Genomic DNA, 20,989 nt, shown 5'->3' on the forward strand with positions numbered 1-20,989 from the left:
TAAATAATCGACATGACCGAAAAAGCGTCAGCCTGGCGTACCGGCGTAACTTATCCGGCAACTGCCGATCCAGGCTCCCAAACCGACGGATAGCATGATATGCGGCTTGCCGGAGCGAATCGCCGGCAGCGCGTCGGGCAGCAATAGCAGCGGATCGACGGTATAACAGTGGCCGATATCCGGCATCAGGCCGAGCGCAATATTTTCCAATGGGTGGTGATGACGGCGGGAATAATTGAGCCAGCTTAACCGATTAACGTTATGGGGCAGCAGATACAAGTGACGTCGCTCAGCGTCGGTTTGCCGGGAAAGTGCGCCCCATAAGGCGGTATTGACCATGTCGTCGTGAGCCAGATAGAACGCCTTCAGCCTTTCACTACTGCCATACAGCCCTTCATGAAACTCACTACGTTGCGTCATAAAAACGGGGTCGAGTTGCAAACCGCCCGGTTCGGCTTCCAGCAATAATGCAGCGAAGGCATCACCAGCGAGTGAACAGCCAGGCACGTAACGTTCTTGTACCGGATAAGCGGCGAAAGTATCGCCGGCGATGATAACCACCCGTTCTGCCCGCTGTTGCGACAACAGTCGTTGCGCCAACCCTAATGCCCAGAACAACGTGGCGCAGTTTTGCTGGTCGAGTTCGTAACAAGGGGCTTGTGGATGAATAAACGGATGTTCACGGCCCAGTTGAGTCAACCAGGTGGACTGTTCCGCCGCCTGCACCGGCATCCCGTGTGCGTAAATCAGTACATCGGCCGGGCGCTCAGGGTGTGGCGACTGGCGTTGTAACTCAGTGAGTAACCCGGAGAACACCGATGCCGGCGGTATGCCGCTATCCAACGCGGCGACCTGCTGAAAGCCGAACAGTTGAGAGAAGACCCGCGCTTCTGATGCGCTGGCGCCTGCCGCATGGATAATTTCGCCGGCGTTCAACCGTCGCTCCGGTATCCAGGTGACGAAATGGGTCAGACGCACTATTCCAACCCCTGTAGCGCGACGGCGCTGAGCGTATCCTGATGATGGACCAGCAGCAGATAATCGCAGCCTGGCTGATAATTTTCCGCCAACGCGACGAAGGGGGCCGCACAAACCTGATGTGGATTGGTGGCGATACCGGTCATCGACGGCGGCAGTGCGGCCAGCAATAGCGGGTCCGCCACGACGCACAGGCGTTCTTGTTGCAGTTCAAAGCGCCGGCATAATGTATCGACGCTTTGCGTCAGCGTATCCGCCGTGTACTGAGGATGACGGCAAAAACCCTGATAATGCAGCGGGCGCTCATCACAGCAGACGGAAAACAGACAGGCATTATTCTCCGGTGCGAGCGAATCGAGCAGGGAAGAGTGATAAGGCAGATTGCTTTGATCGGCGATCAGCAATAGCGAATCGTGATTATCTTCCCGCTGGCAATTTGCGATGCTGGAGAGCGCAAACAGCGCGGCATCCGGCCCACGATCGCTGATGGTCAGCGCCAGACAAGCTGGTAGTCTGAGCTCCTCAATCACATAATTGATCACCGAACTGCCAAGATGCAGGTCCGGCGTCCAGTGCGCCATAAGCACGCTGTCGATATGCGACAGATCATTTCTGGCCTGATACACCGGCAGCAACTGACTGATCATGTTGATGAAGGATGTCAGGTCGCCGGTTTGGCGACTGTGCTGCAGGTTGGCGAGCCTTTCATGCCAGTCAAGACCATTGCTTTCGAAGAAACGGGAGGCATAGCTGTGCCAGTAATACTCCTGCGCCGGGCTTATCACCTGCTGGGACATGCTGGCTGGCGGTGTAAAGCTGCGGTGCAGTATCGACCGAGGGTCAATATACGTGGGCACAGACGCCTCCCCGGGCGGTATAGCAACGGAAACTGTTCATCAGGTGAATATTGGCGGTGCCTTCCATGTATTCGAATGCCAAAGCATCACGGCAGCGACGGCGCAGCGGCGCATCTTCCAGCCAGGCCTGCTCGCTCAACAGATGCGGCATACGGTGCGCGACCATTTCCACGAACAGGGTACAGTGACGTTTTAGCTGGCTGGTGGTGTGATAGTGCGACTGGCCTGACTGATAACGTTCGGCAATGTCCGACAACTGCTGACGCAGCAGATGGTAGGTGCGCCATTGTTGGGCGCGCCAGCGCTGTTGATCCGGGGTCAATGCCGTATTATCCAGTACCTTGAGCAGTCCGTAGGCGGTGCCGAGCGCCATGGCGCTGACCATCGGACGGTGGCGTTCAAAGACGTGCCCCAGTGCCACCAGCCCCTGATTTAACCCTTTACGGTCATAACCCAAAATATGCTCCGGCGTAACCGGCAGCCCATTGATCTCGATTTCCGTCAGGTTGGAACCCTGCAAGCCGAACTGCTGTAGCGGCGTGATCGTCATATGGGACGCCGCTTGCTCCGGCTCGACCATGACCAGCCGCTGGAAGTGACCTTCACGAGCGAACACCAGACCGACCGACGCCAGTTGCGCGCCGCCGATGAATTTCTTGCGCGCATGTAGCACGTAGCCGTCGTCGGTCGGCGTCAGTGACGAGGCGATAGATTGCGTGTCGGAGCCGACCTCAGGCTCGGTAACGGCAAAAAACGCCCAGCAGGGAGGATGGGCAAAGCGCGAAAAAAAGAACGCCTGCTGTTCCGGCGTGCCCAACGTCGTCACGGCTCGCGCCGACAACGATGCGCCGGGCAGCATCATGAGCCCGCTGGCATCAAAACGGCTCAGGTATTCCAGCATATCGATGTGATCGCTGTAGTGGCAGGCCTGATAATCCCATTGCCGAAAAGGAATAAATTCAGTCGGGATACCGATATACGCGATGGTATACAGCAATTCATCTTCGAGGCAGGACAATGCCCGATGACGATCGGATTCTACCTGACTGGCCGCGTGCCGTAATTTTTCGCCCAGTGCATCCAATTCTGTTAATACATTCCTGAATGTAAGCGCTTTCATGAGCTGTCCTGTTAGTCGAGTCGCAAAACATACCATTCGCACGATAACTCTGTACCTTATCGGGAATTGCGGTTTTGTATTGTCCGGTATTGCAAAAGGGTCAAATTTCAAGCAATAGCGACGAGTAGGTTGCGCCCAACCCGACGCTGACCAGCAACACGGTGTCGCCTTTTTGAAGGCGCTGCTGTTGCTGCAACTGATGCAAATTGATAAATGGATCGGCGCCAAAGCAGTGCCCATAGCGCGGAACGTTTTCCAGAAAGATTTTTTCCCGTGGGAAGTTCATTAACTGCGCCAATCGATGCCATGACGAGAGGTTGACGTTATGTGGGGCAATCCAGTCGATACGGTCCATGGTGACGTCGGCTTTATCCAGCGCCGCCTGCAAGTGCTGACGGGTAAAATCGACATAATGCTGCCCGAAGTCGGACGTTTCGTGTTCGTCGGCGCCTTTCTGGATGCTGAAGCGGCCATCCTGACCGGTATAACGGCTTAGAATCGTGGGGCCGTTCCCCTGGCGGGCCAGCAATACCGCGCAGGCGGCTTCGCCCATCAGCGTGGTGTCTTTGATCAGTTTGACTCTGGGGTGGAACGCTTTCTCGCCGATCAGCATCAGGCCGAAACGGCCGGGTGAGAGCTGTTTCAGCAACCATTCCGCCGCAGTGAGCGGGGTGGCGCAGTGCCCCATGGTCAGGCTGGCAAACTCGGTGTGAGGGGCGAATCGGTCCAGCCAGGCAGGTTTCTGACTGACGGTTTCGAACACCCGCACACAAGGGACGGTATGGCAATGCACAACGTGGCTGATGGCGGCGAACGCCTGAGGCTGGTTGCGTTGCATCTGGTCGATGACCGGCGTCAGCAGGTCGTCCAGCGTACCGGGGCCGCCGTGAAAACGGCGCAGCCCATAAAAACGGTCAAACATACGGATGTCGAGCCGGCTCAGGCCGACTTCCTGCGCCACCTCGTCCAGTGACTGTATTTCCGGCGGGAATGCGATTTCTATCGCCTCAAGATGTCCTAGCATAAGCGCGCTCCTGGCGGTTAGCAGGGTGAGAAGGGGAGAGCGGCGAGCCCGGCGTCGTGGCAAGAGGCATCATCATAACGACGGATTAAGGCTAGCGCGGGTAAAACCGGCAGTAATGGTAGACGACCGGCTCGGCGTCGGCGCACGGACTGATGCGACGCAATGGGTCGCTGAGATAGAGCACGGCGCCATCGCGGTCCAGCAACGTGCAGGCCAGATCATGTTCGGCCAGTGGCCTGCCCTGAGTTTTAATACCCAAACTGTGATGAAAACCCGGTGCGGCATGGAGCAGGCTTTGCAGCAGCGGAGTACGAAACTGGAGCGGCGCACTCTGATACTCGTACAGCAGGACGCTATTGGCATGGCGGGTGCAAAAACGGCGACAGAGCGCGATAACTTCGTCGGCATGTAGGCCGGATTCATCACGGTGTACCGGTTCATGCAGAAACCACGGCGTATCAGGGGCGACGCGATTCAGAGCAAACCAGGGAGACAGCAAAACACGCTGACTTGCCGTCAGCGGTGTGGCGCGCGTTTCCACCGTCAGGCTACCGGTTTCCTGCGCGATGAGCGCGCCGGCGGGGGCGAGAACCGGGTCAGCCACGTTATGCCCCGCGATAGCCGTGGTTAATCAGATGGATAAAGGTCGTGCCTTCGGTATATTCAAACGCTTTCACATCGCGCCAGGCTTTCGCCAGTCGAGGGTATTCGCCCATCGCCGCCGGTGGGGCATGATGAATGACGGCCATAACCACCTGTTCCGCCACCCGGGTGGCGGTGATTTTCGTCAGCCCGGCGTCGCGACCGCAGTTTTCACCCAGTTCAAAACGCTCACAGACCATTCGAACCTGCGCCATGGCGGCTTGTAACTGTCGTCTGGCTTTCATCAGCCAGGCGGCGCGCGGCGTGACCCAACGCTGCTGCAGTGCGAGATCCAGCGAAGAACGGGCGATGCCGAGCGCGATTGCGCCGACGCAAGGGCGCAACGAGTCGAATGTGACCATGGCGGAGCGGGCAAAACGCTCGGTGGGTTTCAGGTGCTGCCCCAGCAGAGCGCTGTCCGGCACGAACAGATCCCGAAAGGTCAGATGCGATACGTTGCAACCCGGTACGCCGTTGATCGGAATACGTTCGGCGAACACACCGTGCTGATGGCGTGGCGAAAAGGTAAACACATTAATGCCGAGCGGGCCGGAGGCGGTACGGGCAAACAGTACGCCGGTATCGGCAATGACGCCGTTGCCAATCAGGTACTTCTCGCCGTTGATCAACCAGCCGCCGTCCACCTTGATGGCGCTGGTCTGGATTTGTTGTGCGTCGCTGCCCACTTCCGGCTCGGTCATGGCAAAACAGCCCCAGGTTAATTCGCGAGTAAACTGGGAGAAGAACGCCTCTCGCTGTTCCTGGCTGCCCATGCTCTCCACCACCAGCGCCGCCATACCCGGCCCCGGCGCGGCGAAGAGCAGGTTTGGATCGATATAACCGAATGACTCATAGGCCTCGCATCGCAGAGGCAGCGGCAACGTCCTCAGGGCGACGCCTTGTTCTTCCAGCCAGCAGGTTGGTTGGTAGTCGGCCGGTACACCCAGCGTGTTGAGCATCGGCGCCAGTGAATACTGCGCCGTCAGACGCGCTTTTTCCGGTGCAATATCGATTTGTCCGCCAAGGTGGCGCCCCTCGGACTGCGTGTCTTCAATCAGGCGCTTTAGGGGCGAAAGGAAGAGGACGTAATCATTCACGCGGTTTCTCCTTGCGCGATCAGGCTGGTGCTGCCGGACATAATCTCCATGATGCCTGCCTCCGGTTTATACAGATGACTGGCCAGCGGCCCCTGTGGGTAGGCATGGAATGGGCGGGTCAGCGCCAGCCAGCCATCAGCGCGCAACTGCTGGTATTTCTTGTTGAAATCATCCACTTCAAAGCAAATATGGTACGGCAGACAATCTTTGTGCTCTTTGTCCAGCATACCGCTGAGCAGCCGGTTCTCCGGCAGCGGTTCCACCAGTTCGATTTGCATATCCTGGCGGGTGGTATTCATAAAGGTGACGTAAATCTGCTGAGCGCTGACTTTTTTACGATGTACCGTGATATGCGGGAAAAAAGCCGCCATCGCGGCGATAGTCGCCTCACTATCTCTGACGATGTATCCAAGATGGCTGAATTTCATGGCTTTTCTCCCGTCACTACCTTTTGTAACAGACTACCGACGGCAGCGGTTTTTTTTTATGCCTGCTTGCAGGTCGTCGCGCTATTTTGAGGGAGTGCTATCTGGCGCGGCGTCGGCTTCGGCTTGCCGCATCAACGCCTGACGATCGGTTTTGCCGTGTAACGTCAGCGGGAAGGGACCGGTGAAGTGAATGACGCGCGGCACCATATAAGCGGGTAGCCGTTGCGCCAGATCCCGCCGTAGGCCGATGCGTTTCTCGTGGGTATCGGATGATAAATGTACGAACAGCATCAACTCCGTTACGCGGTTATCCCGTTTCCCGACAATAACAGCCGCTTGTTGTACATCGGTAAGTTGGTTGGCTATCGCTTCGATTTCGCCGGTTTCTATCCGGTTTCCCTGCCATTTTATCTGCCCGTCGTTGCGACCTTTAACAAACAGATTGCCTTGCGCATCCAGATAACCGAGATCACCGGTCTGGTAGCAGCGCTGGCCGTGTCGCCAGCCGAAAAGGCGATTACGCAGATCGGTTTCCGGTAAGTAGCCTGGGCTAATTTGGGGGCCGAACAGTACGATTTCGCCCGTCGTACCGGCAGGCAGCGGCTCACCGTGCTCATCAACGATGATTGCCTTGCCGTTACCGCCGGCCGAGCCAAGCGACAAGGGCGGTGCGCCGGCGAGATCCTCTAACGTTACGCGTGCGGCGTGCGTCATGCAGGTCGCCTCTGTTGGGCCATAACAGTGTAGTAAGGCGGTATGTGGAAAACGTTGCTGAAGTGTATGTACCAACGGCGGTAGCAGCGCTTCTCCGCCGATAGCGATGCAGGTCAGGTCGGGCAGCGTGTGTTGGTTGAAGTCGGGGTCTGAGCACATCAAATCAAGAAAGCCAGGGGTGGAAAACCAACTGTCGATCCGCAAGGCCGATTGCGTCAGCAGCGAGAGGTTTTTCCGTGGGCGGATATTATTGATATGGTCCAGCATAGCCAGCGTTTTCCCCGCCGCCAGCGTCAAAAAAATATCCATAATGCCCAGATCGAACGACAAACAAGCGTGATTGACGTGTACGCCGCTTCTTTGTCCATGCAGGAGCGGCATTGCCCAGCGCGCCAACGCATCGTAGTTGCCATGGGTAATTTTTACCCCTTTCGGTTCGCCGGTGCTGCCGGAGGTGGTCAAAATATAGAATACCTGCTCAGGCACCGCGCTGACCGGGCGATGATGTGACGACATATCCGGCAGCGAAGCCGTAGCGAGCGTCGGGATGGATAACTGCGGTAGCGCCGTACGGGGCGGGCAGGTGAGCAACAACAGATCCGCCTGCGTCACGTCGATAATGTGGGCAAGACGAGCGGGCGGATTAGCGATATCGACGAAGGTGAACGGAATGGCTTCAAATGCGCAGGCCAGCATGGCGGCCGCCGCATCCAGTTGCTTGTGGCCGTAAATCATCACGCAGTGTGGCTTGTGCTGTTGCAGCGCCTGCCGTATGCCTTCCACCCGGTATCCCAACTGCGCGAAGGTATAGCTGCCGCCGTCGTTGATGATGGCGAGGCGCTGCGGATGCTCCCGCATCCCGCTCTGGATAGGATTAAGAACTGACGAAAACATAGCGTTTGCCTTTATCGAGCGCTTGCTGCGTGACGCGCCGGCGGTCGAGCTTACTGTTGTGGTTGAGCGCGGCGTGGTCCACCGGATACCAGAATTTGGGCACCATATAGAGCGGAAAATAGCGGCGCAGGTAGTCCGCCAGCGCCGGCAAAATATCCGGCTGACTGGACAGAATAAACGCCTGTAGACCCTGGGGCGTATTGTGTAATAGCCACGGGGTGACGATGGCATCCTGTACCTGCGGATGTTCCCGCAGCGCGTTTTCGATGTCGTCGAGAGCGATGCGGTAACCCTGAATTTTTAATTCGCTGTCTTCCCGTCCGTGAAAATAGAGCAGGTTATTGCGCAGCGAGCCGATATCGCCGGTGCGGTAGCGCCGCGTGCCGTCCGGGTCGATACTAAACCGCGATGCCTGAGCCGGCGACGCGTTCAGGTAGCCTTCGCTGACCGCCGGGCCGGTAATGACGATTTCCCCGCGCTCGCTGTCTGCCGGGGCATCAATGTGCAGGATGACGCCGGGGCGAACATAACCCAGCGGCAGCGGCGTATCGTCATCCAGCATGTCCGGCGTGATGTCGCAGGCGGTCACGGCGACCGTGCACTCCGTCGGGCCGTAGGTATTGACGATACGGCAGCCCGGAAACGCTCGCCACAGCGCGCCGACCAGCTCTTTTGTCAGGACTTCGCCGCAAAAGATAAACGTGTTCAATTGCGGCAGGTTGTCGTGACGGAACGCGCGATCCCGCAGATAACTTCGGGTTAGCGACGGTGTGCTGACCCAGGTTTGCACGCCGGTATCGGCGTGGCGGGCGATCATTTTGCGGGTATTGATGACGTCGCGGTAGTCGAGTACCGAAATCGGTTGGCGATAATGCCATGCCAGCCACAGCTCGTACTGGGCGACGTCGAAGCAGTAGCGAATATTGCCGCTGATAGGGCCGGGGGCGGGAAAAGCGTCCGCGGCCCAGCGCACGAAGTGCGCCAGATTGGCGTAGCTCACCTGGATGCCTTTGGGCGCGCCGGTGGTGCCGGAAGAGAACATGATATAAGCGATGCCGTTGACGGCGTTCCGGCCGAACGCCAGCCCCATCTGGTGACAGTGTTCAGCCAGTCGGGCGGCAGGCCGGTTGTCAGCCGGATCAATATCATCGGCCCCTGTCACCGTCAGCGACGGGATGCCGATTTCGGGTGCCGTCCGGTCGGTGGCGTTGAGGAGCAACCCTGCCTGAATGCTGCCGGCGATAAAACGCAGGCGTTCGTCGGTATTATCGGTTTCCACCGGCACCACCGGGTGACCTGTCAACAGGCAAGCCCACCAGGCAATCAGACATGCCGGGTGTTTGTGCCCGAACAGTATGACCGGTGCCGGTTGACGACGCCCGCCGGCGATATGTCGCGCCTGTAGTTGATCCGCCAGCGCCAGTGCGCCGAGGTACAACTGGTGGTACGTCAGCGAACCTTCAATGTGATGGCAGGCGGGGGTATGCACACCGTCGAACCGTGCCAACAAGGTGGTCAGGTATTGCCACGAGGCGATCATACACAAGGTACGCCAGGCTCCCGTTGCGAGTGAATAAAACGACCGAGCGAATCAATGGTACTGAGCTGCTGGCTGTCCAGCGTCACCGGATCGATGGATAACCCCTCTATCATCTCCTCCAGATACATCATCAGTTCGATGAAAATGCCGCTTTCGAATCCTAAATCCCGTTCCAGATCGGTATGTGGATGCAGTTCCGACAGGTCATCCGTTTCCAGCACCATGCCGATCGCCGTGACGATCTTCGGGTAGTAAAAGTCCGGGTCGTAGCCGGTTATCGGGGTGTAAGCAGTATCACATGACATCGGCGTTACTCCATTAAGCCGGGTTGCGCAGAAGCCTGCATCGTCGTGCCGGCCATCAGTTGCTCTTGCAGCAGAGAACGGTTGATCTTGCCGTTCGGGGTCAGGGGGAGCTGGGGCATCAGCCGGAAACGGTGGGGCACCATATACGATTCCATCTGGGTTTTACTCCAGCGCGCCAGCGCTTTTTCGTTCAGATCGCCGCGGGTTACCACGCAGGCGATGATTTCATCACCGTAGATCGGGTGCGGTACGCCGATTACCGCTGCCTGCACCACCTGCGGATGACGGTTGAGTACGGCTTCCACCTCTTTCGGTGCGACTTTTTCACCGCAGCTTTTTAGCATTTCATCCTGACGGCCGACGAAATAGAGCAGCCCCTGTTCATCCAGCCGACAGATATCGCCGGTGTACAGCACTTTCTCACCCGGTAGCAGGCCGGGACGCAGTTTCTCAGCGCTCTTTTCTTCATTGCGCCAGTAACCGCACATCACGGTTGCGCCGCGGATGACCAGCTCGCCGGTGGCGTTGCGGGTCTGCCGTTGCCCGTTGTCATCCACCACCCAGAGTTCGGTGTCGGGGATAGCGATGCCGACGCTTTGCGGGTGGGTGGCAAGGTATTCCGGCGGCAGATAGGTACAACGGTGGCACTCGGTCAACCCATACATCGAGTAGATGCGTGCCTGTGGGAAAATATGGCGTAACTGATCAATATCGTTGATATGCAGCGCCGCGGCGGTATTGGTGACGGTGCGGATGGCGCTGAAGTTATAGCGGGAAGCCAGTGGCGCAATCAGACGCAGCATGGTCGGTACGAGCGGCAGCACGGTCGCACGCAACGTGACCATGCGTTGCAGCGACAGCAGCGGCCGCCGAAAATCGGGCTCCACGATCAACGTGCACTGCGCCAGCGCCGACATAATGACCTGATACAAACCGTAGTCGAAGCTCATCGGAATGAACGACATAATGCGATCGTCGTCGCGCAGTTGCAGGTAACCGGCCACCGAACTGGCGGCGGTAATCATATTGCGGCGGCTGAGCATCACCCCTTTGGGATGGCCGGTAGAGCCGGACGTGTAGAGAATACACGCCAGATCAAGATCGATGCCCGTCGTCTTGCGCTCGCATTCGGCAGCGATGCGATACGGTTCATCGGCCAATACGGCCATGACATCACCGCTAAAACAGATGCGGGTACGACGGTTGTATTGCTGCCAGTGTTCGCTGGCCTGTGCGATGTTGATTTCGTCCGCCAGCGCGTGGTGGGTTATCAGTAATCGGCAACCGGCATTATCCACCAGCCAACTCAGTTTGGCCGCTTTGGTTTCCGGGTTCAGCGGAATGAAGATGGCGCCCAGATACTGCAACGCCCAGAAATACAGCACGAACGTCAGTGAGTTTGGCAGGTAGACGATCACCCGATCTCCCTTTTCCACCCCTTTTTCCCGCAGATAATCCGCCAACTGGCGGGCTTGCAGACGCAACATAAACCAACTGACTTCGCGATCGGTATCAATGATGGCGGTTTTATTCGCCGCTTCTTTGGCTGCCCGGTCAAGCCAGGCGGTCAGGTGGGTAATGTTCGTCATAGGCATCCTTATCAGGTACAGGAAGGAAGAAGAGGGCGCGGCCGGGCATCGTGCGGTTGGTAACGCAATACGCAGACGGTGAGATGGCGCTTTTCCGGCACGGCTAACAGGTAACGTTGCCCCGGCTCCGCATGTTGTTTCAGGTAGACGAATGGGGCGGCGCACAACAATGAGGCCGGCACATTCGCCAGACGAAGTTCGGGGAATGCGCCTTGCAGCGCGGTGACCAGCGACGGGCGAGCCAGTAACGTCAAGGGTAATGCATCCGTCATCGGCAAGCGTGAGAGCAATTGCCGCAGGGTCGCCGCCAGATCGCCCTGCTCCGCGTAAGGCTGGCGATAATACCCTTCAAATACCAGCCCGATGGCCTCATCGGCCGGACGTTTTTCCATTCGTATCAGGCAGCAGTTCTTTTGAGGATGCGCCTGGGCCAACTGTTCGCTGGGGTACGGCGCCACATCCTGATCGGCAATCATCAGCAATGCTTCGCGCCGGTTGTCGTCACCGGCCAGATAGTCATCGATGGTGTGCAGTGCGAACAAGGGCGCCGCCAGCCCACGATCCGACACCGACAGCCCGAACGCGTGGCGAGCATCGCAGGCATGGATCAACGCATTAGAGACGGCGCAGCCGAGATCGCTGTCCGGGGTCCAGTGGGCGAATACCACTAAATCAAGTTGCTGTAATGTGCCGCGCGCCTGCAATTCAGGCAACAGCGTCTGCATCATGGTGCTAAAGCTGTAACGGCCGCTATTTAGCCAGCGGGTCAACAGGGCGTTGTCCGGTTCTCCCATTTCGCCATGAGAGCGAAAAAAAGCGCGCAGGTAATCCGCCATCAGATCCTGATTAGGATGCGGCGCCGGTAATACGGCGTCGTTCTCGGGCGCGAAAGTGCGCCATACCAGGTCATCCGGCTGGATACACAACGTCATGGTTCATCTCCGTGCCAGAGATCGACCGGTTGCTGACGGGCCAGCCACTGCGCAGTGGTTTCCGGCTGGCGAATCTGAATCAGGCGGCGTCCATCCACCATCGCTTCCGCCGGATAACCGAAGCTGAGAAATGCGCCGGGAGAGGCGGTTAACCCGTATGCACCCGAGTGGGTGATGCCGATCAGGTCGTTAACCTCCAGCATCGGCAGCAGCACATTGTCGCCCAGCAGGTCGGTAGGGGTGCATAACGGGCCGCTGACCTGATAAGGCTGTAACGGCCGCGATTGGTTATCGCCCACTCGCAGCAGCGGAAAGTTTTTACGCAGCATACTGTTCAACCCCGCCGCGGCACTATGGCAATTAGCGCCGCCGTCGCAGATAGCGAATGTTTTTCCGCCGGCGGTTTTCAGGTTATTCACCCGGGTGACGAACAGACCGGCTTCCGCCACCAGATAACGTCCCAATTCGATAATGATCTGCGTCGTGGCGGCCTGACGGCGGAAATCCGCCATGACTGGTGCCATTGCTTCGCCCAGCGAGGGCAAATCTAACGGTGTTTCCTTGGGAAAATAGGGGACGCCAAAGCCGCCGCCAACATCGATAAAATCCAGCGCTAACTGGTGTTGATCACGCAGATTCAGCGCCATTTGTAGAATATTGCGGGTGTTATCGGCGATAGCCTGAGCATTAAGGATGCGGGTGCCCAGATAAACATGAAAACCGCGCAGGGCAACGGCAGGCCAGCGATGCAGGCAGGGCAGCACGGTTTGCAGCGTATCGAGCGTCATGCCGAACTGGGTGGGTTTACCGCTCATCACCAGCCGGGCGTGTTCGCTGCTGAAGTCTGGATTAATGCGCAGCGCTACCGTTTGTATCGTACCGGCTTGTGCGGCCAGCCGGTTAATTGTCTCCAGCTCGGCGACCGATTCCACGACAATTGCCCGGATGCCGCAATCAATAGCCCGCGCCAAGGCCGGTACGGATTTTCCCGGCCCGACATACAGAATATGTTGCGGTAGTACGCCCGCTGCCAGCGCCGTATCGAGTTCCGCCGGTGAGCAGACCTCACATCCCGCCCCTTGTTCCACCAGCGTTTTCACCACCGACAGGTTCGGATTCGCCTTCAGGGAATAATAAACCGCGGTATCGGCAGGCAGTTGCTGATAGAGCTGCTGAAGCTGGCGGCGCAACTGCCGGGTGCTGTAGACATAGAAGGGGGTACCGATACGGTCGGCAATATCGGTAATCGACACCTCTTCTATATAGCCGTTCGCAAAGAGTGCTTCAGGCTGGATCAAGGGGTGAACAGCGTCAGCCATGGGGAAGCCGCTCGCGCAGGTAACGCGTCAGACTGGTCAGGTTCTGGAAAGCCTCAAACACACGATCGTCCGTCAGATTGAACAGGTCGCCGGTCAGGTGGTAAGTCGTTTCACAGTGATCGCTGAGAACGGCAATCAGGCTGACGATATTGATGGAATCCAGCAGCCCCTCTTCACCAAACAGTGAAGCTCCCTGAAAGATCTCGGTGATACGGCCGTTATCGACGCCAATCGCGGTGAGTTTTTCACGCAGGAGGGTGTGCAACGTCTCATCGTCATGATGGGTAATTACCGGATATTCCATTCTACTCCCCTTATCTTTATCTCTGACGGGAGTATAACCAGCGTTTTATTCGGGCGTTTTGTTTGAAATTGCACGCGAATCGACGTCGTTGTGAGCGAGTCTTCAGACAGGCGGCAAAAGACGGATAACTTATTCCGAGAGTTGTATTATCGCGGCTTTTACCTGGCAAATTTGTTCATGGTATTAGCGAGACGCTGGCGTGAAATATCAGACAAGGAATAATCGTGGGGGAAGAGAAAATCACCTTTCTCTCTCCCGTGAACCAGAACAGGAGAGAGAAGGGCTAACAATACAGAATAACGTTATATGCCCTTCATACTTCAAGTTGCAGGTGTGTTGGCTGCGTTCGTTCACCCGAATCACTTACCTCAGTAAGCTCATCGGGATTCACTCACTTGCCGCCTTCCTGCAACTCGAATTATTTTGGGTATAGTTAATGAACTAACAGGTATTTCCCTGGTGTGCGCCAATTTGGCTTTCCGATCTTTAAAATCGACCGGAGGTTTTTATTTTTGTGTTTGATGTTATTTTTTGAAAATTCTAAGGATTTTGTATCGGGAAAGATAGTTAGACTTAGGTATAGGTTGATACTATACTTTCGTGCCGTTATGGTCAGGTTGGGCTGTCGTATGCGATTTTGGGAGAGTTAGATGTCTATATCATTCTCTAACGTTGACTTCATCAATAGCACAATACAAAACTTTATTGACAGGAAGTTAAAAAGTTACGGCGACCTTAAGTACGCCTATTTGATCATGAACAAGAAGAAACCGACGGATGTCGTGATCATTTCCAATTATCCGCCGGAGTGGGTTGATATTTACCGCAGCAATAACTATCAGCATATTGACCCGGTAATACTGACGGCGATTAATAAGATATCTCCCTTCTCCTGGGATGATGACCTGGTTATCAGTTCAAAACTGAAATTCTCCAGAATATTCAACCTTTCCAAAGAATATGACATTGTTAACGGTTATACGTTTGTCTTACATGATCCGGGTAACAATTTGGCGACGCTGTCTTTCATGGTTGAGGAACACCGCAGCAGCGAGCTGGAAGAGATTATTCAGAATAATAGAGACAAGCTGCAAATGCTGTTGATCTCGGCCCATGAAAAGCTCACCTCCCTTCATCGGGAGATGAGCAGAAACAGGCACAATAGTAAACCACAGGAAGCCGATATTTTTTCACAAAGAGAAAATGAAATTCTCTACTGGGCAAGTATGGGAAAAACGTATCAGGAGATTGCGCTTATTCTTGGTATTACCACCAGTACTGTAAAATTTCATATCGGTAATGTCGTGAAAAAACTGGGTGTGCTGAATGCCAAACATGCGATTCGACTTGGCGTTGAAATGAACCTGATCAAGCCAGTGGAACCAGTAAAGGCAAGGTCTTAAGCTGTTCGGACTCCGCGTTCGTCATTTGTGTTATGCGTTCAATCAGCGCATGTCGGCTTTCATCGTCAGCGGGCAAGTGCAGCAGATAAATACGCTCTTGTTTTTCCGATAACCCTTGCTGGATGATGGATATACGCCAGCCTGAACGTTTTAACAAGGTTAGCATCGGGTGGCTGACAATGGTGAGTATCCCATCGTAGCGACATTTTCTGGCGTAATTGATCATGGCAAGGAATAGCGTCAGACAGGCCGGGTTACGGGTACCAATCAAATTTCTTACCCGGTCACGATCAACGAAGAAGCGGCTGGATTCGATATAATTACCTTCAGGGATTTTGAGATTATCGAAATAAGAGAAGAATGTGCCGGTAATCATGTTGGGATACTGCATTTCGATAAATCTGACGCTACAAATAACTTTTCCTTCTTTGATACCTAAAAGATAGGTTGTCTTTTCATTATCATACTCGTCAAACTCCATCCCGTTAATACAGTTAACAGCCCAGTCCAGACGGTCCTTAAATGTATCTTTGCGTAATGTAAACACCTCATCCAGCTTGTTATTTGACATTAAACTAAAACTCACATCAAATATTTCTAACATTTGTCCTCCTGTTATCACTTTTATGTCTTTTGGCATGGAAGTTTGTCTGATGGTATATATGGTAACGTTTTTACCACTTACTTTTCCAGCGTGATTATTTTCATCCGTTTAGGAAACTTTGGGGTTTGTTCGTTGACATTCCATTTCCTTTTTTATCTTACGCCGCGACCAGGTAATCTGTTTTTATTACATAATGTATGCCCGACTCGTTGAACGGTAATTCACAAAAGTCATTATTATTCTGGTAATGGTGTGAATGCTTCCTGCGTGATGCGCACGTATTGTGTTATCGGAGATAGGGGAAGCAAGAGCGTGATGGCCGCCCCCCGATACGCACGGCAGGGATTAAGGTAATAAGTTCCATGAACATCTCTTACTACCCCGGTGGCGTTTCTCTGGCCTCTCTGCGTATATAAGGTGCGTTGGCCTATCAGGGAAGACGCACTCTTTCCTCAGCATGTTGCTCTCCTCAGCATGTTGCTCTCTTCAGTGACCGTTAGCTTTATTAACACTCCTTGTTCAGCATCGGCCTGATCGGATGCAAAAAAGTGATGTCGGTAACGTGATGAAAAAAAATAGTTTTCATCTTCCTGGCATAGGAATGTGATATGGATCGCACTTTTTGTGAAATGCGATATAGTTACTATAGTGATAATTGACTTGTCATTTACGAACCCATCAACAACGAAAACGTAAAAAAGGAAACCACCATGAATATGAAAGCTATCTTTACTGCCATCGCACTGAGCACTCTGTCTGTCGGCGCTTTTGCTGCAACTGAAATCCAATACCCGCAGGGCCAGGAAATGGGGAGTGTCTCCGCCAGTGCCAACACGCTCGACAGCCTGCAGGCTAAACTGGCTGCGAAAGCCGATGCCGCTGGTGCCAAGTCGTTCCAGATAACCGCTGTTCAGGGTAACGACACACTGCACGGCAACGCTGTTCTGTATAAATAATGTGACTGATGAGGTTGGGAAACATTTCTTTCCCCTTCCTCAATGATCATCATCAATCATCACCCTCCCTGTGTCTGTTTTTTATGCTGTTGTTAACCGGGCTTCGGCCCGGTTTTTTTATGGGTGCAAGCCGGTAACATTGTGTTGAGGGTGGTTTCAGACGTGGTGCAGAGAAAACGATTCGGGGGGCACACCCGGTGGAAAACCAGGCAAAAAGATGAGAATACCGGGCAAGGGGCTGAAACAGATAAAAAAACGGCTCCGAAACGGAGCCGTGGTATGCCGGGACGGGAGTGGAATCAGGCCTGGCCTTTGGCTTCAGCCGCTGCTTTGACGATGACCGCGAACGCATCGGCTTTCAGCGATGCGCCGCCCACCAGAGCGCCGTCGATATCCGGCTGGGTGAACAGCTCGGCTGCATTGGCGGCGTTGACCGAACCACCGTACTGAATGATCACTTGCTCAGCGACCGCCGCGTCCTGTTTAGCTATGTGGTCGCGGATGAATTTATGCACTGCCTGCGCCTGCGCCGGGGTGGCGGACTTGCCGGTGCCGATGGCCCATACCGGTTCATAGGCAATAACGGTATTTTCGAACGCTTGCGCACCCAGCGAGTTCAGCACGGCATCCAACTGACGTGCGCAGACGGCTTCGGTCTGGCCCGCTTCATTCTCGGCTTCGGTTTCACCGATGCACAGTACCGGAATCAGGCCGGTTTCTTTCAGCACGGCGAATTTTTTGGCGATGAATTCGTCGCTTTCGTGATGATAGGTGCGGCGTTCGGAGTGGCCGATAATGATGTACTTGGCGCCGATGTCTTTCAGCATGGCGGCGGAGGTTTCACCGGTGAAGGCGCCGGCAAGATTGACGTCGACGTTTTGGGCACCCAGTACAATACGGCTACCTGCCAGCAGGTGTTTTGCCTGATCCAGATAAATGGCTGGCGGCGCGATGGCTACGTCGCAACCGGTGACGGTGCTCAGTTCGTTGCGCAGGCCGGCGATCAGTTCGTGAACCATGCTGGTACTGCCGTTCAGCTTCCAGTTGCCCATGACTAAGGGGTGTCGCATCTTGTTTCCTCCAGGCGAATTGCCAGTTAATCAATGCATGGCTGCGTCAGGCAGCCAATCTGACGATGATACAAAACTGACGATAGTATAGAGTCGAAATGGCCCGGTGGCTCTGTTTTTCGTGCCTAATTCTCGATGCGATCACGAATCAGATAGTGTTAGCTTAATCGGTTCAACAGCGAAGGTTAGCCCTTTTTCTCCATGATCCGCTACAACATAGCGTAATGCTCCCTCAGTTTGCTGGTAAAAGCGCTGACCTTTGCCTTTTTCCAGCAAGGTCTCGATTTTTTTCAGACTTTGCTCGTTGGTTAACGACGGCATAAACGTGCGAACCAGTGCGGCCATGTAGCTGATGGCCTGCTTGCGTCGCCCGCTTTGGTCAGGGTCTTTCAGCTTGGGGATCCAGGTAATCTGCATGGTTTTGATCTTGCCGGTACCTTTTTCCAGAGCGGTAGAGGAGTACAGATGGTCGTTGATGCGGCTGGCTGCTCGCGTCAGGTTAGGTGAGTCGTCGCCGGTATCGACGACCCGGTATTCACTAATCGGCAATGAGGGATTGCTCAGATTATAGTGAGTGCGAAACTGGACGATGTTCATGTCGAACGTGGGGGAGCCAGCCAACAGGTAAGGCGCAGCGGTCGGGTTTTTGGGCTGGAACAGGCTGTCACTCCTGGCGAGCAGGGGACAGAGTAGGCCAGACAGGCAACAAACAATCAACAGGGCATTTTTCATCATCAATTCATTAGTATCGTCACTTACCGTTGGCATACTGTGTGATTAAAACGGGATTCGGGATCGATTGTCAAAACGTGCGGTAAAAAACACGGCCTGACTTAAGGTAAACTCGCGCCCGTAGAACCGTATTCGGGGATAAAAAGTGATGACGATACAACAATGGTGCTTTTCGTTTCGTGGCCGTGTTGGCCGCCGGGATTTCTGGTTAGGGATGGTGATCGTGCTGGCGCTGATAGTGGGATTGTTCGTGTTGGCCGGCACCGGCTGGCTGGAAACACAGAAAGCGGCGTTCATGCTGGTGGTGCTGTTATGGCCGCTGACGGCGATACTGGTTAAGCGATTACATGATCGCAATAAAAGCGGCTGGTGGGCGTTGGCGCTGGTGTTGGCCTGGATGCTGGGTAACGGTAATTGGGCAATGCTGCCGCCGCTCGGCCAGTGGGGCGTGGGGCGTTTTCTGCCGACGCTGATTGCCGTGATGATGTTGCTGGATTGCGGCGCGTTCGGCGGTACGACGGGCGCAAACCGTTTCGGACCAGCGGCGGAACCGTTGCGGCTCCGCGCTTCCTGAATCCAGCCCGTGGTTACCAGTAGTGCTCGCTGGTCATATGACCGGGGCGACGGCGCAGGTGTTTGCTCATCTGCCGTGTGTCTTTGAGCAACTGCTGGGTATCCCGCACCATCTGCGGGTTGCCGCACAACATCACGTGGCTGGTCGCCGCGTCTAGCGGCAGGCCGACCGCCGCTTCCAGCGTGCCGTTTTCAATTAACGCCGGCACGCGGCCGATGAGCGAACCAGGCGGTTCCTCGCGGCTGACCACCGTCTGGATGCGCAATTTGCCGTCATAGCGCTGTTCCAACTGTTGCATCAGCGGCAGATAACTCAGATCGCGGGCGAAGCGGGCGGCATGTACCAGCACAATATGTTTAAACCGCTCCAGGCCGCGCCCTTCCTGCAGAATCGACAGGTACGGGCCAATGGCGGTGCCGGTCGCCAGCATCCATAGGGTGTCGCAGTCCGGGATCTCGTCGAGCACGAAGAAACCGGCGGCTTCCTGTGTCACCAGCACCTCATCGCCCGGCTGGCAGCGATGCAGATGCGGGCTGAGCTTGCCGTTCGGCACATTGACCAGATAGAACTCCAGCAGGTTATCGCTGGGGGCGTTGACGTAAGAATAAGCGCGCTGAACCCGCTCGCCGTCCAGTTCCAGTGCCAGTTTGGCGAACTGCCCGGCGGTAAACGGTGCCACCGGCGCTTCCAGCCGCAGACTGAATAAGTTTTCCGTCCAGTGTTCAACCTGAATAACGTTGCCGGTCACCCACTCTGCCATGGTTCTCTGCTCCTGTTTTGATCTCTCGGGCCTCACAAGGCTACATGCAGCCAAACCTTACGATACGCGATCTGTTAACAACAGTGAAACAATTCGTGCCCTCCGAGGCTACAGCAGAAAGTCGTGCAGCGCTTGATCCTTGCGGTCCAGATAGTGGGTGGAGCTGATGCGGCGGATGGTACGCGACTTACCACGAATCAGCAGCGTTTCAGTGGTCGCGATATTACCGCGGCGTGAGATACCGTTGAGCAGGTCGCCCTTGGTGATGCCGGTGGCGGAAAATATCACGTTGTCGTTACGCGCCATATCGCCCAACGCCAGCACCTTACCTGCTTCGATACCCATCTCACGGCAGCGCGCCAGTTCCTGCTCGCCCAACCGGCGGTTTTCCGCATTGTCTTCCTTCACCTGATGACGAGCCAGCAGGCGTCCTTGCATATCGCCGTCCAGCGCGCGGATTACGGCGGCGGAGATAACGCCTTCCGGCGCGCCGCCGATGCCGTAGAGCACGTCGACTTCGCTTTCCGGCATACAGGTCAGAATAGACGCCGCCACGTCGCCGTCAGGAATAGCGAAGACTTTTACCCCCCACTGCTGCATATCCGTGATGACCTGGTCGTGACGCGGTTTAGCCAGCGTGATGACGGTCAATTCACTCAGCGGTTTGCCCAGTCGTTGTGCAATACGCTTCAGGTTATCTTCCAGCGGCTGATCGAGGTCGATGACCCCTTTGGCCTGTGGGCCGACAATCAGCTTTTCCATATACATGTCGGGGGCGTGCAGGAAGGCGCCCTGTTCACCCACCGCCAGCACCGCCAGCGCATTAGCCTGCCCCATGGCGGTCATGCGGGTGCCTTCGATAGGATCAACCGCGATGTCCACTGCGTCGCCGTGGCCGGTGCCCACTTGCTCGCCGATGTAGAGCATCGGGGCTTCGTCGATTTCACCTTCGCCGATGACAATCCGGCCGTTGATGTCGACCTGATTGAGCATGATGCGCATCGCCTGTACCGCGGCGTTGTCGGCGGCGTTCTTATCGCCGCGTCCCAGCCATTTGTAACCGGCCAGTGCAGCTGCTTCTGTCACGCGGGAGAATTCGATGGCTAATTCACGTTTCATGGATACCTGTCCTGAACGGGGAGTAAGG

22 protein-coding genes are annotated in these 20,989 nt (G+C 55.6%); 3 read left to right on the top strand and 19 right to left on the bottom strand.

Annotation, left to right across the window (positions count from 1 at the left end):
- Window positions 1-27 precede the first annotated feature (27 nt).
- The 14 genes from FDP13_RS08910 to FDP13_RS08975 form a co-directional block, all read right to left on the bottom strand.
- The gene (locus tag FDP13_RS08910; protein ID WP_143839246.1) at window positions 28-978 is read right to left on the bottom strand and encodes a 3-oxoacyl-ACP synthase; all 951 of its coding nucleotides are present in this window, start codon (window positions 976-978) and stop codon (window positions 28-30) included.
- Complete coding sequence (locus tag FDP13_RS08915) at window positions 978-1,835, bottom strand: hypothetical protein (protein WP_033577092.1); 858 nt, start codon at window positions 1,833-1,835, stop codon at window positions 978-980. Before FDP13_RS08915 ends, FDP13_RS08910 begins: the two co-directional genes overlap by 1 nt.
- Window positions 1,819-2,955: an acyl-CoA dehydrogenase family protein gene (locus FDP13_RS08920; RefSeq protein ID WP_143839247.1), complete on the bottom strand. Its 1,137-nt coding sequence runs from the start codon at window positions 2,953-2,955 to the stop codon at window positions 1,819-1,821. The genes FDP13_RS08915 and FDP13_RS08920 overlap by 17 nt, the downstream gene beginning before the upstream one ends.
- A gap of 100 nt (window positions 2,956-3,055) precedes the next feature.
- Entirely contained in the window at window positions 3,056-3,979 is a 924-nt protein-coding gene (locus tag FDP13_RS08925; RefSeq protein WP_143839248.1) for a 3-oxoacyl-[acyl-carrier-protein] synthase III C-terminal domain-containing protein, read from the bottom strand.
- A gap of 91 nt (window positions 3,980-4,070) precedes the next feature.
- Window positions 4,071-4,583, bottom strand: coding sequence for a hypothetical protein (locus FDP13_RS08930; protein WP_234424396.1), 513 nt, complete (start codon window positions 4,581-4,583; stop codon window positions 4,071-4,073).
- Between the two features lies 1 nt (window position 4,584).
- On the bottom strand, window positions 4,585-5,718 hold the full coding sequence (locus FDP13_RS08935; RefSeq protein ID WP_143839249.1) for an acyl-CoA dehydrogenase family protein: 1,134 nt from the start codon (window positions 5,716-5,718) through the stop codon (window positions 4,585-4,587).
- Window positions 5,715-6,146, bottom strand: a complete 432-nt coding sequence (locus FDP13_RS08940; RefSeq protein ID WP_027710591.1) for a VOC family protein — start codon at window positions 6,144-6,146, stop codon at window positions 5,715-5,717. The genes FDP13_RS08935 and FDP13_RS08940 overlap by 4 nt, the downstream gene beginning before the upstream one ends.
- An 81-nt stretch (window positions 6,147-6,227) precedes the next feature.
- On the bottom strand, window positions 6,228-7,754 hold the full coding sequence (locus FDP13_RS08945; RefSeq protein ID WP_143839250.1) for an AMP-binding protein: 1,527 nt from the start codon (window positions 7,752-7,754) through the stop codon (window positions 6,228-6,230).
- On the bottom strand, window positions 7,735-9,294 hold the full coding sequence (locus FDP13_RS08950; protein ID WP_143839251.1) for an AMP-binding protein: 1,560 nt from the start codon (window positions 9,292-9,294) through the stop codon (window positions 7,735-7,737). Before FDP13_RS08950 ends, FDP13_RS08945 begins: the two co-directional genes overlap by 20 nt.
- Window positions 9,291-9,599, bottom strand: a complete 309-nt coding sequence (locus FDP13_RS08955) for an acyl carrier protein (protein WP_033577099.1) — start codon at window positions 9,597-9,599, stop codon at window positions 9,291-9,293. The genes FDP13_RS08950 and FDP13_RS08955 overlap by 4 nt, the downstream gene beginning before the upstream one ends.
- Window positions 9,600-9,604: 5 nt before the next feature.
- Window positions 9,605-11,188 (bottom strand): class I adenylate-forming enzyme family protein, encoded by a 1,584-nt coding sequence (locus FDP13_RS08960; protein ID WP_143839252.1) that lies wholly within the window; start codon window positions 11,186-11,188, stop codon window positions 9,605-9,607.
- 11 nt (window positions 11,189-11,199) lie between these two features.
- A complete protein-coding gene (locus tag FDP13_RS08965; RefSeq protein ID WP_143839253.1) occupies window positions 11,200-12,120 on the bottom strand; it encodes a hypothetical protein in 921 nt (306 codons plus the stop codon).
- Window positions 12,117-13,439: a type III PLP-dependent enzyme gene (locus tag FDP13_RS08970; protein ID WP_012767881.1), complete on the bottom strand. Its 1,323-nt coding sequence runs from the start codon at window positions 13,437-13,439 to the stop codon at window positions 12,117-12,119. Before FDP13_RS08970 ends, FDP13_RS08965 begins: the two co-directional genes overlap by 4 nt.
- Window positions 13,432-13,743 carry a hypothetical protein gene (locus FDP13_RS08975; protein ID WP_012767882.1) on the bottom strand — a complete coding sequence of 104 codons (312 nt, stop codon included), beginning with the start codon at window positions 13,741-13,743 and terminating at the stop codon, window positions 13,432-13,434. The genes FDP13_RS08970 and FDP13_RS08975 overlap by 8 nt, the downstream gene beginning before the upstream one ends.
- Before the next feature lie 650 nt (window positions 13,744-14,393).
- Here FDP13_RS08975 and FDP13_RS08980 point away from each other — a divergent pair.
- Entirely contained in the window at window positions 14,394-15,146 is a 753-nt protein-coding gene (locus tag FDP13_RS08980) for a LuxR family transcriptional regulator (RefSeq protein WP_012767883.1), read from the top strand.
- On the opposite strand, the gene FDP13_RS08985 is transcribed toward FDP13_RS08980, so the two are convergent.
- Window positions 15,112-15,750 carry an acyl-homoserine-lactone synthase gene (locus tag FDP13_RS08985; protein WP_012767884.1) on the bottom strand — a complete coding sequence of 213 codons (639 nt, stop codon included), beginning with the start codon at window positions 15,748-15,750 and terminating at the stop codon, window positions 15,112-15,114. The genes FDP13_RS08980 and FDP13_RS08985 overlap by 35 nt on opposite strands.
- A gap of 710 nt (window positions 15,751-16,460) precedes the next feature.
- Between FDP13_RS08985 and FDP13_RS08990 the strand changes: the two genes are divergently transcribed.
- Entirely contained in the window at window positions 16,461-16,706 is a 246-nt protein-coding gene (locus tag FDP13_RS08990) for a YdgH/BhsA/McbA-like domain containing protein (protein ID WP_012767885.1), read from the top strand.
- A 299-nt stretch (window positions 16,707-17,005) separates the two neighbouring features.
- Here the strand turns inward: FDP13_RS08990 and tpiA are convergent, their stop codons facing one another.
- Window positions 17,006-17,776: a triose-phosphate isomerase gene (gene tpiA / locus FDP13_RS08995; protein ID WP_012767886.1), complete on the bottom strand. Its 771-nt coding sequence runs from the start codon at window positions 17,774-17,776 to the stop codon at window positions 17,006-17,008.
- Window positions 17,777-17,917: 141 nt separating this feature from the next.
- Window positions 17,918-18,511: a YiiQ family protein gene (locus tag FDP13_RS09000; RefSeq protein ID WP_027710599.1), complete on the bottom strand. Its 594-nt coding sequence runs from the start codon at window positions 18,509-18,511 to the stop codon at window positions 17,918-17,920.
- Between the two features lie 145 nt (window positions 18,512-18,656).
- Here FDP13_RS09000 and FDP13_RS09005 point away from each other — a divergent pair, with 145 nt between their 5' ends.
- Window positions 18,657-19,082 carry a DUF805 domain-containing protein gene (locus FDP13_RS09005; protein ID WP_012767888.1) on the top strand — a complete coding sequence of 142 codons (426 nt, stop codon included), beginning with the start codon at window positions 18,657-18,659 and terminating at the stop codon, window positions 19,080-19,082.
- A 13-nt stretch (window positions 19,083-19,095) separates the two neighbouring features.
- Here the strand turns inward: FDP13_RS09005 and fpr are convergent, their stop codons facing one another.
- Window positions 19,096-19,842 (bottom strand): ferredoxin--NADP(+) reductase, encoded by a 747-nt coding sequence (gene fpr / locus FDP13_RS09010; RefSeq protein WP_027710601.1) that lies wholly within the window; start codon window positions 19,840-19,842, stop codon window positions 19,096-19,098.
- A gap of 108 nt (window positions 19,843-19,950) precedes the next feature.
- A complete protein-coding gene (gene glpX, locus FDP13_RS09015; RefSeq protein ID WP_033577105.1) occupies window positions 19,951-20,961 on the bottom strand; it encodes a class II fructose-bisphosphatase in 1,011 nt (336 codons plus the stop codon).
- Between the last annotated feature and the right edge of the window lie 28 nt (window positions 20,962-20,989).

Source organism: Dickeya sp. ws52 (assembly GCF_007210685.1).
GTDB classification, from domain to species: Bacteria; Pseudomonadota; Gammaproteobacteria; order Enterobacterales; family Enterobacteriaceae; genus Dickeya; species Dickeya chrysanthemi.

Coding starts and splice junctions, on each gene's coding strand:
- FDP13_RS08990 (WP_012767885.1), top strand. CDS start 16,461: ATGAATATGAAAGCTATCTTTACTGCCATCGCACTGAGCACTCTGTCT.
- FDP13_RS08960 (WP_143839252.1), bottom strand. CDS start 11,188: ATGACGAACATTACCCACCTGACCGCCTGGCTTGACCGGGCAGCCAAA.
- FDP13_RS08945 (WP_143839250.1), bottom strand. CDS start 7,754: ATGTTTTCGTCAGTTCTTAATCCTATCCAGAGCGGGATGCGGGAGCAT.
- fpr (WP_027710601.1), bottom strand. CDS start 19,842: ATGGCAGAGTGGGTGACCGGCAACGTTATTCAGGTTGAACACTGGACG.
- FDP13_RS08980 (WP_012767883.1), top strand. CDS start 14,394: ATGTCTATATCATTCTCTAACGTTGACTTCATCAATAGCACAATACAA.
- FDP13_RS08975 (WP_012767882.1), bottom strand. CDS start 13,743: ATGGAATATCCGGTAATTACCCATCATGACGATGAGACGTTGCACACC.
- glpX (WP_033577105.1), bottom strand. CDS start 20,961: ATGAAACGTGAATTAGCCATCGAATTCTCCCGCGTGACAGAAGCAGCT.
- FDP13_RS08985 (WP_012767884.1), bottom strand. CDS start 15,750: ATGTTAGAAATATTTGATGTGAGTTTTAGTTTAATGTCAAATAACAAG.
- FDP13_RS08965 (WP_143839253.1), bottom strand. CDS start 12,120: ATGACGTTGTGTATCCAGCCGGATGACCTGGTATGGCGCACTTTCGCG.
- FDP13_RS08950 (WP_143839251.1), bottom strand. CDS start 9,294: ATGATCGCCTCGTGGCAATACCTGACCACCTTGTTGGCACGGTTCGAC.
- FDP13_RS09000 (WP_027710599.1), bottom strand. CDS start 18,511: ATGATGAAAAATGCCCTGTTGATTGTTTGTTGCCTGTCTGGCCTACTC.
- FDP13_RS08925 (WP_143839248.1), bottom strand. CDS start 3,979: ATGCTAGGACATCTTGAGGCGATAGAAATCGCATTCCCGCCGGAAATA.
- FDP13_RS08920 (WP_143839247.1), bottom strand. CDS start 2,955: ATGAAAGCGCTTACATTCAGGAATGTATTAACAGAATTGGATGCACTG.
- tpiA (WP_012767886.1), bottom strand. CDS start 17,776: ATGCGACACCCCTTAGTCATGGGCAACTGGAAGCTGAACGGCAGTACC.
- FDP13_RS08955 (WP_033577099.1), bottom strand. CDS start 9,599: ATGTCATGTGATACTGCTTACACCCCGATAACCGGCTACGACCCGGAC.
- FDP13_RS08970 (WP_012767881.1), bottom strand. CDS start 13,439: ATGGCTGACGCTGTTCACCCCTTGATCCAGCCTGAAGCACTCTTTGCG.
- FDP13_RS09005 (WP_012767888.1), top strand. CDS start 18,657: ATGACGATACAACAATGGTGCTTTTCGTTTCGTGGCCGTGTTGGCCGC.
- FDP13_RS08940 (WP_027710591.1), bottom strand. CDS start 6,146: ATGAAATTCAGCCATCTTGGATACATCGTCAGAGATAGTGAGGCGACT.